Origin of the sequence: Rhodanobacter ginsenosidimutans (assembly GCF_042655685.1) — a bacterium.
Taxonomy (GTDB): Bacteria; Pseudomonadota; Gammaproteobacteria; order Xanthomonadales; family Rhodanobacteraceae; genus Rhodanobacter; species Rhodanobacter ginsenosidimutans.
In genome coordinates, this window is record NZ_JBHSMM010000002.1 from 125,744 (window position 1) to 139,025 (window position 13,282).

A 13,282-nucleotide genomic window follows, 5' to 3' on the forward strand; every position below is an offset into this window, starting at 1 on the left:
ACTCCCCGCCCATCATTTTCGGTGTCATGTCATAACACCGCGGTGCTCGCGTAGAGTGACCACCGCACAGGAGACCCGCATGAGCACGACAGAATCCGACGAACACGATCGCGGCCACGGTCACGGCGTGCTGTGCGGTGCAAACGAGAAGCAGGGCCGGCAAGGATTCGTGATCTGCGGCCTGCAGTTCATGGCCTTCGGCTCGGTCAAGGACGTAGCGATTGTGTTCAGTGGCATTCCTCCGGCGCTGACGACGCTTTACCGTTGGCTACATGGCGATACCGAGTCGCATCAGCAGATGCTGGAGGGTTGAGTCATGGCCGATTGTTGCTGCAGCGGCACCGTCGACATCCGCGCTTTGCAGGCGCGGCAGCGGCGGGTACTGATGATCGTGCTGGCGATCAATGTCGTCACCTTCGCCATGATGATGTCGGCGGCGATCTACAGCAGGTCTTCGTCGCTGTTGTCGGGCGGACTGGACAATCTGGGCGATGCGTTGACTTACCTGTTGAGTCTGGCAGTGATCGGCGCCAGCGGACGGGCCAAGGCCAAGGTAGCGCTGCTCAAGGGCGCGTTGATTCTCGGGGCTGCGGTAGCTGTCGCCATTCAGATCGGCTGGCGGCTCGCGCATCCGAACGTGCCGATCTTCGAGGCCATCGGTCTCGCCGCGGTGATCAACCTGGCCTTCAACGGCATTTGCCTCTGGCTGCTGACGCCGTACCGTCATGGCGACGTAAACATGGCCTCGGCGTGGGAATGCTCGCGCAATGACGTATTCGAGGGCTTTGCGGTTCTGCTCGCGGCTGCCGGTGTATGGCTGTTTGCCGCCGGCTGGCCCGATCTGGTCATCGCCGCGGCGCTGCTGGTGATGTTTCTGCGCTCGGCCTGGCGGGTGTTCCGCTCAGCTTGGCATAGCTACAAGACGGGAGACGCGTGATGGGAGCCGGACACGATCATGGTGGCGGCGTGATCAAACACGAGAAACCGCTGTGGTGGGCGCTCGGCCTGACCGTCACATTTCTGATCGCTGAAGTTGTTGGTGGCCTGCTGACCAACAGCCTGGCGTTGTTGTCGGACGCGGCACACATGGCGACCGATGTGATCGCGCTGGGCATTTCATTGACTGCGGTACGCTTGAGCCGGCGTCCGCCGGATGCTAAACGCACCTACGGCTATGCGCGCCTGGAAGCGCTCGGCGCGATGGTCAACGGCGGCCTGCTGTTCCTGGTCGCCGGCTACATCCTGTGGGAGGCGGTACGGCGTTTCAGCGAACCGCCCTCGGTGGCCTCTACCGGCATGCTGGTGATTGCGGCGCTGGGCTTGGTCATCAACCTGATCTCGATGCGATTGCTCAAGGCCGGCAGCGGCGAGAGCCTGAACGTCAAGGGCGCCTATCTGGAAGTATGGGCCGACATGCTCGGCTCGGTCGGTGTGATCATCGGTGCGCTGATCATCACGTTCACCGGCTTTTACATCGCCGATCCGATCATCGCGGTACTGATTGGGCTGTGGGTTTTGCCGCGAACTTGGATACTGTTGCGGGAGGCAGGCAACGTGCTGATGGAGGGTGCGCCCCGAGGCATCGACACCGAGCAGGTTCGCGCGGCGCTGTTGGCCGCGCCGGGCGTGGCCGCATTGCATGATCTGCATGTCTGGGCGCTCAGCAGTACCAAGCCGGCCCTGGCGGCTCATGTGGTTGCCGAAGAAGACGCGTCTGGTGGAGATGCCTTGCGAATTCAGCTGGAGCAACTGCTTGAGGCACGTTTTGAGATCCATCACGTGACGCTGCAAATCGAAGCCACGCCTTGCGGGCCGGGATGCGAAAAGGGGAACGGATGACGGCGGTATGGTCAGGGCTTGGACCAGCCGAGTGGCATTGAGCCCCAGGGCGAGACACGGGATCCGTGTTCCGTCGCATTGGATGCTTCTGCGTGGCAACCGCAGTCACTCATATCGCGTCGCCTTCAATCGACATCGGGCAGTACTTCCCTAGTCGTAGGGGATGAAGGCATCGGCTGACGGCCTCGGTGGATATTGAACACGAATCCGACCGCCAGCAGTATCAGAATCGCCAACTGGGCCAGCAAGGATTGCCAAGTCGGATAGATACCCAGCAGTTCGATATGCGGCACCGGCGCGACACTCACTGCCACCCAGCCGGCTTCCTGCAGGGCGGCGACGCCCTTGCCGGTCAGCACGACGGCGAGCACAGCGATCAGCGCGGAACTGGCAGAGAAGAACGTGCCGATCGGCAGCCGACGACTGGTGCGCAAGAGCACCCAGGCAATCAGCCCCAGCACGGCCGCACCGGCGGCGATGCCGCCGAGTAGCCACACTTCCTGGCCGTCATTCCACAGGGCCGCATAGAACAGGATGCTCTCGAATACCTCGCGATAGACCGAGATGAAGGCCAGCCCGAACAGGAACCACGCCGAACGCCGGTTGAGCGCGGCGGCCATCTTTTCCTTCAAATACGCCTGCCAGCGACCACCGATACTTTTCTGGTGCATCCACAGACCGACCCCAAGCAGCACGAACGCCGCAAACAGCGATGACAGTCCCTCGGTCAACTCACGACCGGCACCACTGATGGAAATTGCGTAGCTGGCGATCGCCCAGGTGATACCCCCGGCGACCAACGCCAGGCTCCAGCCGGCATGCACGTAGCGCAGCGCTTCGGGCCGCGCGGCCTTGCGCAGGAAGGCGAGCAAGGCGACAACGACCAGCAGAGCTTCCAGACCTTCACGCACCAGGATGGTGAAAGCACCCAGGAAGGTGGTGGCCGCATCGCCTGCAGCATCGGCGGTGACTTCTTGCGCGCGCAGCAACAGACCATCGACCTCATCGGCATGTTTCGACACCGATGCCACCGAGGTGCTGCTCGTCAGCGCGGTGCGATAGGCACCCATCGCCGTTTCAAGCTGGGCGCGCAGTGCGCCGTCCCGTGCATTGAGTTGCGGCTCGACGGGCTCCACGCCATCGAGGTAGGCGGACAGCGCCAGCTGGGTGGCTTGCGCCTTGGCACCGGCCCGGTAAGCCGTCAGGCTCGCCGTCAGTCGCGCTCGTGCCAGAGGAATTCCCGCCAGGGCCTGCTGCTGAATGGCCTCAGGGTGTGCCCTTAGATAGCCTAGGATCGCCCGTGCGCGCGCTGCATCGAGCGTGGGCGTCAATTGCGTGACGCGAGCGCGCGACAGCTCCTTCAGGTCAGCAACCTGTGCTTGTGCGGCGGTGTCGTGCTGCCACATATCGGCACCGGTGGACGCCTCCTTCGTATACGCCAGCGAGCCCACGTAATACGCAAGTGCCCAACGATCATCGGACGACAGCTGCTGCTCGTAGCTCACCATCGGCGTGCCTTCCACGCCTTGGCTGATCACCTCGTACAACGACAGCGCGCTGCGCTGATCTGCCCGCGTCTGATCGGTGAAATTCACCGGACGAGGCGACAGTTGCATGCCAGCGGGCCCGTCACCGTGTCCGGTGACGCCATGACAGGCGGCACACTGGTTCTGATAGAGCGCCTCCCCACGCACCAGGTCGGGGACGTGTTCCGGTGCGGTCGGCACCGGATACGCTTGCAGCAACGCATCGGCCAGCGCATGCGCTTGCGTCGCCACTTGGGCGGGCGCCGCCTTGGCATCGACGGAGGCCACCAGTTTATCGGCCTGCTTCATGAGTGCAGGCGTGGTCGCGGTCGATGGCAACGCGCCGATGCGTGATCGCGCCGTCGATGTGAATTCCCGCATCTCGGCGTACTCGGATGCGCTGATCACCGCGCCATCTTTCACCGCACCCGCGTAGTCCGTCGCCAGATAGTCGAGCATCTGCCAGGTTTGCGGCACCGACGCGATGACATCTTGAGCCAAGATCGGAAAGGCCATCGTGCCGAACAAGAGAAGCAGCGCCATGGAAAGACCACGAAAAGCGGTGCGAATACGATTCGTTATCATCTAATAGATGATACTCGTCCTTGAGGAATTCGCCAGCACATCACCTCCGCCAGGGCGTCCACCGAGCCTGTATCAGGAGCCAGTGTGCCGCGGGAAGGCATGTCGGTGACTGATGTCACCCGAAGGTTGGTGTTGCCTAGCCGATTGCAATCGAAGTAATTACCGAGTCTCGATGGTCAGAGCGACGACGTTCGACGCTTACGAGGGTTGGCAACGATTAGTGGTTTGCACGGCGTTTTGGCGACCCCACAGCTGCCGTCAGACTGATTGCAGCAGTGGTCCGTAAGATAGCCAATCAGGTCGTTCATGGCTTCGATGACCGGCGTGTAGTAGACGAAACGCCCACTCTGCTGGCTGGTCACAAGACCGGCGTGCGACAGCTCCTTCAGATGGAACGAAAGCGTGGCATTGGCCAGTCCCAGCTTCTCGGCAATCGCACTGGCGGCCAGACCGTCCGGAGCGTGCTCGATCAGCAACCTATAGACCGCCAACCTCGACTCCTGCGCTAGCGCGGAAAGGATCGTGAGAGCTTGTTTGGTCTGCATGATGGGGGTGGTCGGCTCATAACGGCGTGCGGTGATCGTCGTGGGCAGTGTAATGCTTGCGCTCATCACGGATCAGCCGGCCGCACACGGACAATACGTTGTAATGACCTCGCATGACGATGCTCCATTCAAGCCTGCCTTGTTTCATACCAACGCTTGCTGCCGTTGACGATGCGAACCACCGACAACATCACCGGCACTTCGATCAGGACGCCGACCACGGTGGCCAGCGCGGCGCCGGAGTGCACACCGAACAGACCCACGGCAGTGGCAACAGCCAGCTCGAAAAAGTTGCTGGCTCCGATCAACGCCGACGGTCCGGCCACGCAATGGGCTACCCCGAACCGACGGTTGAGCACGTAGGCCAACCCCGAGTTGAAATACACCTGGATCAGGATCGGCACAGCCAGCATGGCGATCACTGTCGGCTGGGCCAGGATCTGCTGGCCCTGAAAACCGAACAGCAGCACGAGGGTGGCCAGCAGCGCTAACAGGGACGCCGGCCCCAGCCGTTGGAGCAATGCCTGCAACCGTGCCTCGCCACCTCGTGAAAGCATCCAGCGACGCAGCACCACGCTGATGGCCACCGGCACGACGATGTAGAGCAGTACCGACAACAGCAACGTGTTCCACGGCACCGTGATCGAGGAAATGCCCAGCAGCAGCGCCACGATGGGTGCGAACGCGACCACCATGATCGTGTCGTTCAAGGCGACCTGGCTCAGCGTGAAGTTCGGTTCGCCGTGGCACAGATTGCTCCACACGAACACCATCGCCGTGCACGGCGCCGCGGCCAGCAGGATCAGGCCGGCGATGTAGGAATCGAGTTGGTCCGCAGGCAGATACCCGGCAAAGACGTGACGGATGAAGATCCAACCCAATAGCGCCATCGAGAACGGTTTGACGGCCCAATTGATGAAAAGTGTGACGCCAATGCCTTTCCATTGCTGGCGCACGCCACCGAGCGCGCTGAAATCGATCTTCAACAGCATTGGGATGATCATCAACCAGATGAGCACGGCCACCGGCAGATTGACCTGGGCAACCTGCATGCCTCCCAAGGCTTCAAAGGTGCCAGGTAGCCAGTGGCCCAGAACCGTGCCCGCCACGATGCACAGCAAGACCCAGACCGTGAGGTAGCGCTCGAAGAAGCCGATGCGGGTGCCGCTGGCCGCATCCGGATGGGCCTTGATCACATCGGCAGACAGCTGGCTCACGCGTGTGCCTCTTCGACGTCGGTGAGGGTGCCGATGTGATCCAGCGCCTGCTTCAATGCGTCCCGGCTCATCGTTTCCACCGGCAGGTTCACCAGTGCGGTAACTCGATAAAGCACCAGCGTGTGGGCCAAGCGGAAAGCCTCGATCGCAGCACCGGCATCTTGGGCCGCCGCCGGATCGGGCTGGCCCCAGTGGGCCTTTACGAAATCGCCGAACAGCACTGGACACGTCTCATTGGCGGCGTTGTCGCAAACCGTGATCACGATATCCAGCGGTGGGGCATCTTCCCCGGTGAAACGGTCCCACGACTTGCTACTGAGACCTTCGGTACAGATGCCGAATGCCTTGAGCTCTTCGATCGCATGGGGATTGACGCGGCCGGTCGGCTGACTGCCGGCGCTGAACGCTTCGAAGCGGCCCTTGCCCAAATGGTTGAGGGTCGCTTCGGACAGGATGCTGCGGGCGGAATTGCCCGTGCAGATGAACAGAACGCGGCACGGCTGCAATGACGGTCTCGGGTTAAATTCTATAATTCCATAATGGTAGAATAATCAAATCAAGGCAACGGGACCCGTTCAAGGTAACGGGAACCGTGTTCATGACGATGCAGGACCTGCCCCACATTGCTGCCGATGTGCTGGAAACGCCCAGCTTGGCCAAGCTGGCCCCTGCCGGCCGACTCCACCCATCCGCCACGCTTCCTGATCCTGTATGGCTCCCTGCGCCCGTGCACCTCGCTTCCTCGTCGGACGCATAGGTCGGAACCATCTCTTGAACAAAGCCCAACAAGACCCAACCAGAAGCAACAATCACTGGCATACCCAATGGCACACCAGCTTTCCTTAGGGCACAAAAAAAGCCACGAAAATCATGGCTTTAGTTGATGTATCTGGCGGAGAGAGAGGGATTCGAACCCTCGATAAGGCTTTTGACCCTATACTCCCTTAGCAGGGGAGCCCCTTCAGCCTCTCGGGCATCTCTCCGGATTTTTCGCCGCACTGCTGCGGAGCCGGCAAGGATACTGACCGGCGGGCTCGAGGTAAAGGCTTAATTCAGTGATCGTGTTCGGTGGGCGCGTCCGGCGTGCCGCCGGCATCGTTTTCGCCCTTGATCCGCTGATAGATTTCTTCGCGATGGACGGCGACGGTCTTGGGCGCGTTGATACCGATACGCACCTGATTGCCCTTTACTCCGAGAACGGTAACGGTCACCTCGTCGCCGATCATCAGGGTTTCACCGACCCTGCGGGTCAGAATCAACATGATTTTGCTACTCCATTAATGCTGTTGTTCACAGGCCTGCGGTGGGAGGAACCTCACCCCTGAGTTCCTCGTTGCGCAGTTCGACGATTGATCCGTCGAAGGCCCTCTCGCCTTCCCGGCTCACAGCCAAAACACTCCATGGCGTCCTGACTGGCGACACCACCGTTACCGGTGGCGCCGACACTGTCATTGATACTAACTGAGCGTCATTACCACGCGCAATGCGCGGCAACAGTAACTAATGGCATAGGCAAGCTCGCGTTCATGCTGGCTTATTGGGCCGACACCCATTGCGGCAAAGCCGCCAGCAAGGCAGGCAACCCGGGCGCATCGGAACCGCCACCCTGCGCCATGTCGGCACGCCCGCCACCCTTGCCATCGATCTGTGCCGCGACGTGGCCAACGACGTTGCCCGCCTTGATCCGCTGCAGCGCCTTGCCGTGCACGCCCGCGATCAACGACACCCGGCCGTCGGAGGCGCCAGCCAGCAGAACAACGCAATCGCCGAGCTGCTGCTTGAGCTGGTCGACGCTGTCGCGCAACGACTTGGCATCCAGCCCTTCCAGCCGCGCCGCCACCACCTTGATCCCGTCGATATCAACGGCACTGCCGGCCAGGTCAGCGGTAGCGGAACCAGCGGCCTTGCTGCGCAGCGCGTCCAACTCACGCTCGAGTTTTTTCTGGCGATCGAACAACTGGCGCAGCTTTTCGACCGCGTCGTCACCGCTGCTGGAAAGCAGATGCGCGAACTCGGCCAGGCGGCGCTCTTCGTCCGCCACCCAAGCCAGCGCGCCCGCACCGGTCACGGCTTCGATACGTCGCACGCCGGAGGCCACGCCCGCTTCGCCGGTGATCTTGAACAGGCCGATGTCGCCGGTGCGGCCCACGTGGGTGCCACCACACAGTTCGGTGGAGAAATCGCCCATCTTCAGCACGCGCACTTCGTCGCCGTATTTCTCGCCGAACAAGGCCATCGCGCCGAATTCGATCGCTTCGTCGTAGCCCATGTTGTGGATTTCCGCGGTGGCGTTGCGGCGCACTTCGGCATTGACCATCGCCTCGACCCGCTGCAACTCGTCCGCGCTCATCGGCTTGAAATGGGAGAAGTCGAAACGCAGCCGCTCCGGTGCCACCAGCGACCCCTTCTGCGCCACATGATCACCCAGCACCTGACGCAACGCCGCATGCAGCAAATGGGTGGCCGAATGATTGAGCACGATCGCCTGCCGGCGCGTGGCATCCACGCGCGGCGCCAGCAGATCGCCGGTGCGCAATGGCTGCGTGCCATGCCAGCGGCCGGCGTGACCGAAGAACACGCCGCCCATCTTCAAGGTGTCATCGACGTCGAAACGGCCGTGGGCGTGGATCAGTTCGCCCTGGTCGCCCACCTGGCCGCCGGACTCGGCGTAGAACGGCGTGCGGTCGAGAATCAGCAGCGCCTCCTCGCCTTCGTCCAGCTGGTCCACCTGGCGACCATCGCGAACGATGCCGAGCAGCTTGCTGCCTTCGCTGTGCAACGCCTCGTAACCCAGGAACACGGTGGGTTTCAGCTGGCTGGCCAGTTCCGCCGGCATCTGTCCCTTCGCTTCGAAGCGGCCGGCGGCGCGAGCGCGCTGGCGCTGTGCGTCCATGGCCTGCTCGAAGCCATCCATGTCCACATCGAGGCCGCGCTCGCGCGCGATGTCGGCGGTGAGATCGACCGGGAAACCGTAGGTGTCGTACAGCCGGAACGCATCCTCACCGGCGATGGTCTTCGTGGATTTCTGCGCCACTTCGTCGAACACGCGCATGCCGTGCTCCAGGGTTTCGCCGAAGCGATGCTCCTCGGTGCGCAGCGCGTCCTCGACGAACGCCTGCTTCGCGGCAAGCTCCGGGTACGCCACGCCCATTTCGGCGACCAGCGGCGCGACCATCTTCCAGAAGAAATCGCCGCGCACGCCCAGCATCCAGCCATGGCGCAGGGCGCGGCGGATGATGCGGCGCAGGACGTAGCCGCGGCCCTCGTTGGACGGCAGCACGCCATCGACGATCAGGAAGGAGCAGGCGCGGATGTGGTCGGCAATCACACGCAGCGACTTGTTGGCCATATCCGCCGTGCCGGTGAACTCGCCCGCCGCGCGGATCAGGTTGGCGAACAGGTCGATCTCGTAATTCGAATGCACGTGCTGCAACACGGCGGCGAGGCGCTCCAGGCCCATGCCGGTATCCACGCACGGTGCCGGCAGCGGGCTCAGCGTGCCATCGGGCGCGCGGTCGAACTGCATGAACACCAGGTTCCAGATCTCAATGTAGCGATCGCCATCCTCGTCTGGCGAACCCGGCGGACCGCCGGCGATGTCGGCGCCGTGGTCGTAGAAGATCTCTGTGCACGGTCCGCAGGGGCCGGTGTCGGCCATCTGCCAGAAATTGTCGGACGCATACGGCGCGCCCTTGTTGTCGCCGATACGCACGATGCGCTCGGCCGGCACGCCGATTTCCTTGTTCCAGATGTCGAACGCCTCGTCGTCGGTCTGGTACACGGTGACCCACAACTTGTCCGCCGGCAGCTTTAACACGCCGGTCAACAACTCCCATGCAAACACGATCGCATCGCGCTTGAAGTAATCGCCGAACGACCAGTTGCCCAGCATCTCGAAAAACGTGTGGTGGCGGGCGGTGTAGCCCACCGCATCCAGATCGTTGTGCTTGCCGCCCGCTCGCAGGCAACGCTGCACATCGGCGGCGCGGACGTATCCAGGCTTCTCGCTGCCAAGGAACACGTTCTTGAACTGCACCATGCCGGAGTTGGTGAACAGCAGCGTGGGATCGCTGGACGGCACCAGCGAGCTGGACGGCACGATGGTGTGGCCCTTGGCGCGGAAATAATCGAGGAAGGTGGAGCGGATTTCGGAGGTTTTCATGCGGATCGGGAATGGCGGACGACAAAAGGCCACACCGTGACGCGCCCCGGCGGTTTCTCCATGATCCCGCGGGGGTTTCAGGAAATATCGTCGGCGGCTTCGTCCACGTCGGCGTGGGTAACACGTCGTACTGTGGCGGCGGCAAAGCCGCGGCGCAAGAGGAATTGCGCCCGGCGGTTGCGTTCGGCGGGGTCGGAGGTGCCCGCGCCGCCATAGCGGCGGCGCAATTGCGCGGCGGCGGAAGCGTCCCAGTCGACCTCGGCTTCGTCCATCAATTCGCGAATGCGGGCGTCGGCCAGACCATGGCTTTTCAGCTCCACCCGCAGGCGCATCGGGCCGTAACCCTGGCCGATACGGCTGCGCAACAGCACTTCGGCGAAGCGGTCGTCATCCTGGTAGTGCTGCGCGCCCAGCCGATCGAGCGCGTCGACCGTTTCCTCGCCTTCGTAGCCGCCCTGACGCAGCTTGGTTTTCAGCTCCTTGCGCGAATGTTCGCGGCGCGCCAGCAGGCCCAGCGCCTTGTCGTAGGCGCTGCGCTTGGGCTTGGCGGGATCATCCGGGCCGGGACGGCGTTTCATGGGCGTGCACATCCGATGGGGCTGGATCGCGCCAACCGTTCTCCCTGAGCGTAGTGCAACGGCGTCGCAAGAGGCTTGCCAGCCACCAAACGCACATGGCCCGGACGAGCCGGGCCATGTGCTGCAACGCATCGCTGCCGAACGGGGCTCACGCTTCCTCGAGCGCCTCTTCCGCGGCGGCCGCGGCCGGCTTGCCGACCGGCACCAGCAGGCGCTCGCGCAGCAGGCGGTCGATCTCGTTGGTCATGTCCGGATGTTCGCGCATGTACTGGCGCACGTTCTCCTTGCCCTGGCCGATGCGCTCACCGTTGTAGCTGTACCAGGCGCCGGATTTCTCGATCAGGTTCTGCGCCACGCCCAGCTCGATGATCTCGCCCTCGCGCGAGGTGCCTTCGCCGTACAGGATCTCGAACTCGCACTGGCGGAACGGCGGCGCCACCTTGTTCTTGACCACCTTGACGCGGGTTTCCGAGCCGATGATCTCGTCGCCGCGCTTGACCGCGCCGATGCGGCGGATGTCCAGCCGCACCGAGGCGTAGAACTTCAGCGCGTTGCCGCCGGTGGTGGTTTCCGGGCTGCCGAACATCACGCCGATCTTCATGCGGATCTGGTTGATGAAGATCACCAGGGTGCCGGATTTCTTGATGTTGGCGGTGAGCTTGCGCAGCGCCTGGCTCATCAGGCGGGCGTGCAGGCCGACGTGGGAGTCGCCCATCTCGCCTTCGATTTCCGCCTTCGGGGTCAGCGCGGCGACGGAGTCGACCACCACCATGTCCACCGCGCCCGAGCGCACCAGCATGTCGGCGATTTCCAGCGCCTGCTCGCCGGTGTCGGGCTGGCTGATCAGCAGGTCGGCCACGTTGACGCCCAGCTTTTCGGCGTAGGTGGGATCGAGCGCGTGCTCGGCGTCGATGAACGCGGCGGTACCACCGGCGCGCTGGCAGCTGGCGATCGCCTGCAGCGTCATGGTGGTCTTGCCGGACGATTCCGGACCGTAGATCTCGACCACCCGCCCACGGGGCAAACCGCCGACACCGAGGGCGATATCGAGGCCCAGCGACCCGGTGGACACCGTCTCGATGGCCTCGTTGACGCGGTCGCCCATGCGCATGATGGCGCCCTTGCCGAACTGCTTTTCGATCTGGCCGAGGGCGGAGGTGAGCGCCTTGCGCTTGTTGTCATCCATCGTAGGTATTCCGGTTGGGCTGTGAATGGAAGCATGATGCCCGGGCGGTGTCTCACGGGCTGCGATAAGGGTTGATTATCCCACACCGGTCAAGCCGGCCTGGCGGGCGACGTCGCCCTATTCCGTCAGCGTTTTGCGCAAGCCCTTGAGCGCCGCCGCCACGGTTTGCCGTCGCACCGCCTCGCGGTTGCCGGAAAACTGGAAAAGCTGCGCATGCGCGTAGCCGCCGCGGCGTTTCCAGCCGATCCAGACGGTGCCGACGGGCTTGTCCGCGGTGCCGCCTGACGGTCCGGCGATACCGGTCACCGCCACCGCAACGCCCGCGCCCAGACGCGCCAACGCGCCAGAAACCATCTCCAGCACCGTCTCCTCGCTGACCGCGCCGGTCTGTTCCAGCGTGTGCGGATTGACGCCCAGCAAAGCCTCCTTCGCCTCGTAGCTGTAGGTGACCACGCCGGCATGGAACCAGGCCGAGCTGCCCTCCAGGTCGGTCAGCGTCTTGGCGACCCAACCGCCGGTGCAGGACTCCGCCGTTACCAGCATCAGCCGGTGCTGCAGCACTTCGGTGGCCACCTCGGCGGCCAATGTCATCAATTGGGCGTCGGTGGGAATGGACGACGATTCCATGCAACTCTCCGAACGGGAATGCGCGGTGCTGCGCATAAGCACGCTGTTCTACCCGCTCAAGGCGATCACGCCAAGCCCCGTCCCGTCCGGTGCCGCACCATCAACCGCCGAAACGCTCGCGCAAGCTGGCGCGATAGCGGCGACTGCAGGGGATCGTGGTGCCGTCGCGCAGTGTCAGGCGGGCGTCGCCGGTGTCCAGCGGCTCGATCTGCACGAGGTAATCCAGGTTGACGAAATAGCTGCGGTGCACCCGCGCAAAGCGTTCGGGGTGCAGCCGCTCGCTGATCGCCGCCATGGTCGTGCGCAACGGATAGTCGCGGCCACGCACATGCAGGTTCACGTAATTGCCCGACGCCTGCAGCCACTCCACCTCGCTGGCGTTCAACAGGAATTCCCGGCCCAGCTTGCGCACCAGGAATCGATCGGGCCGATCCACCGGCTCCGCCGCCTGGCCCTCATCCGGCTCGACCAGCAGCCGCGCCTCGCCCTGCCAGCGCATGAGCCACAACCGCGACAGGCAGATCAGCGCGATGATCAGGAAATAGGTGCGGATGTCCTTCAGGTACTCGTAGCCCCATTGCGCGCCGAAGCGGTATTGGGCGTCGGCCAGTGCGTAAGCCAGCTTGCGCAGCGCCACCATGCCCGCCACGTGCACCACACTGAACGGGATGGTGGCCAGCAAATGCAGCGGCAGGCTGCGCCGCCAGGTATCGAAGCGGACGGGCCAGCGGCGTTCCAGCGCCACCACCAGCGGGATCAGCGCCAGGATGAGCAGGCCGCTGCTGCATTCCGACACCCACGGCTCCCATGCGGCCGCGCGGGCATGGTCGATGCGCGCGACCAGACCGTTGAACACCGTATTGAGGACGACCAGCGTCACCCAGAAGCCGACTTCGATGGGCCGCCGCCAGCGCTGGAAGTCGCGGAAATCGAAATGCGGCTGCTGGTTCATGCGCGGATTCTACGCAAAGCATCACGCACCGTCCCCGCCGCCCGCGATCCGTCACCGGGACGGAT

At 63.5% G+C, this 13,282-nt stretch carries 13 protein-coding genes, 1 tRNA gene and 1 pseudogene; 4 read left to right on the forward strand and 11 right to left on the reverse strand.

Features of this window, described 5'->3' with window-relative positions; translation table 11 throughout:
* The first annotated feature begins 79 nt into the window (after window positions 1–79).
* The 3 genes from ACFPK0_RS10320 to ACFPK0_RS10330 are packed head-to-tail and all read left to right on the forward strand — an operon-like array spanning window position 80 to window position 1,839.
* On the forward strand, window positions 80–313 hold the full coding sequence (locus tag ACFPK0_RS10320; RefSeq protein ID WP_007080855.1) for a hypothetical protein: 234 nt from the start codon (window positions 80–82) through the stop codon (window positions 311–313).
* Window positions 314–316: 3 nt separating this feature from the next.
* Window positions 317–937 carry a cation efflux transmembrane domain-containing protein gene (locus ACFPK0_RS10325; protein ID WP_007080856.1) on the forward strand — a complete coding sequence of 207 codons (621 nt, stop codon included), beginning with the start codon at window positions 317–319 and terminating at the stop codon, window positions 935–937.
* The gene (locus ACFPK0_RS10330; RefSeq protein ID WP_007080857.1) at window positions 937–1,839 is read left to right on the forward strand and encodes a cation diffusion facilitator family transporter; all 903 of its coding nucleotides are present in this window, start codon (window positions 937–939) and stop codon (window positions 1,837–1,839) included. Before ACFPK0_RS10325 ends, ACFPK0_RS10330 begins: the two co-directional genes overlap by 1 nt.
* A gap of 125 nt (window positions 1,840–1,964) precedes the next feature.
* On the opposite strand, the gene ACFPK0_RS10335 is transcribed toward ACFPK0_RS10330, so the two are convergent.
* From ACFPK0_RS10335 to ACFPK0_RS10350, 4 genes are all read right to left on the reverse strand, one after another.
* A complete protein-coding gene (locus tag ACFPK0_RS10335) occupies window positions 1,965–3,908 on the reverse strand; it encodes an FTR1 family protein (RefSeq protein WP_377340547.1) in 1,944 nt (647 codons plus the stop codon).
* 218 nt (window positions 3,909–4,126) lie between these two features.
* Window positions 4,127–4,495: an ArsR/SmtB family transcription factor gene (locus ACFPK0_RS10340; RefSeq protein WP_056604985.1), complete on the reverse strand. Its 369-nt coding sequence runs from the start codon at window positions 4,493–4,495 to the stop codon at window positions 4,127–4,129.
* Window positions 4,496–4,623: 128 nt separating this feature from the next.
* Window positions 4,624–5,712, reverse strand: coding sequence for an ACR3 family arsenite efflux transporter (gene arsB, locus ACFPK0_RS10345; protein ID WP_056602712.1), 1,089 nt, complete (start codon window positions 5,710–5,712; stop codon window positions 4,624–4,626).
* Window positions 5,709–6,218, reverse strand: a complete 510-nt coding sequence (locus ACFPK0_RS10350) for an arsenate reductase ArsC (protein ID WP_056602711.1) — start codon at window positions 6,216–6,218, stop codon at window positions 5,709–5,711. The genes arsB and ACFPK0_RS10350 overlap by 4 nt, the downstream gene beginning before the upstream one ends.
* Window positions 6,219–6,310: 92 nt before the next feature.
* On the opposite strand from ACFPK0_RS10350, the pseudogene ACFPK0_RS10355 reads away from it, so the two are divergent.
* Window positions 6,311–6,440: pseudogene (locus ACFPK0_RS10355) on the forward strand (arsenical resistance protein ArsH); the annotation flags it as partial.
* A 162-nt stretch (window positions 6,441–6,602) separates the two neighbouring features.
* Here ACFPK0_RS10355 and ACFPK0_RS10360 read toward each other — a convergent pair.
* The 7 genes from ACFPK0_RS10360 to ACFPK0_RS10390 all read right to left on the reverse strand — a co-directional run bounded on the left by ACFPK0_RS10360 (window position 6,603) and on the right by ACFPK0_RS10390 (window position 13,217).
* Window positions 6,603–6,695, reverse strand: a tRNA-Ser gene (locus ACFPK0_RS10360).
* A 69-nt stretch (window positions 6,696–6,764) separates the two neighbouring features.
* Window positions 6,765–6,974, reverse strand: coding sequence for a carbon storage regulator CsrA (gene csrA, locus ACFPK0_RS10365; protein WP_056077959.1), 210 nt, complete (start codon window positions 6,972–6,974; stop codon window positions 6,765–6,767).
* A gap of 272 nt (window positions 6,975–7,246) precedes the next feature.
* Complete coding sequence (gene alaS, locus ACFPK0_RS10370) at window positions 7,247–9,874, reverse strand: alanine--tRNA ligase (protein ID WP_377340553.1); 2,628 nt, start codon at window positions 9,872–9,874, stop codon at window positions 7,247–7,249.
* A 77-nt stretch (window positions 9,875–9,951) separates the two neighbouring features.
* Window positions 9,952–10,452 carry a regulatory protein RecX gene (locus ACFPK0_RS10375; protein ID WP_377340556.1) on the reverse strand — a complete coding sequence of 167 codons (501 nt, stop codon included), beginning with the start codon at window positions 10,450–10,452 and terminating at the stop codon, window positions 9,952–9,954.
* A gap of 148 nt (window positions 10,453–10,600) precedes the next feature.
* Window positions 10,601–11,638, reverse strand: a complete 1,038-nt coding sequence (gene recA / locus ACFPK0_RS10380; RefSeq protein ID WP_377340558.1) for a recombinase RecA — start codon at window positions 11,636–11,638, stop codon at window positions 10,601–10,603.
* Between the two features lie 117 nt (window positions 11,639–11,755).
* Window positions 11,756–12,265: a CinA family protein gene (locus ACFPK0_RS10385; protein ID WP_056077945.1), complete on the reverse strand. Its 510-nt coding sequence runs from the start codon at window positions 12,263–12,265 to the stop codon at window positions 11,756–11,758.
* Between the two features lie 100 nt (window positions 12,266–12,365).
* On the reverse strand, window positions 12,366–13,217 hold the full coding sequence (locus ACFPK0_RS10390) for a LytTR family DNA-binding domain-containing protein (RefSeq protein ID WP_056077942.1): 852 nt from the start codon (window positions 13,215–13,217) through the stop codon (window positions 12,366–12,368).
* Between the last annotated feature and the right edge of the window lie 65 nt (window positions 13,218–13,282).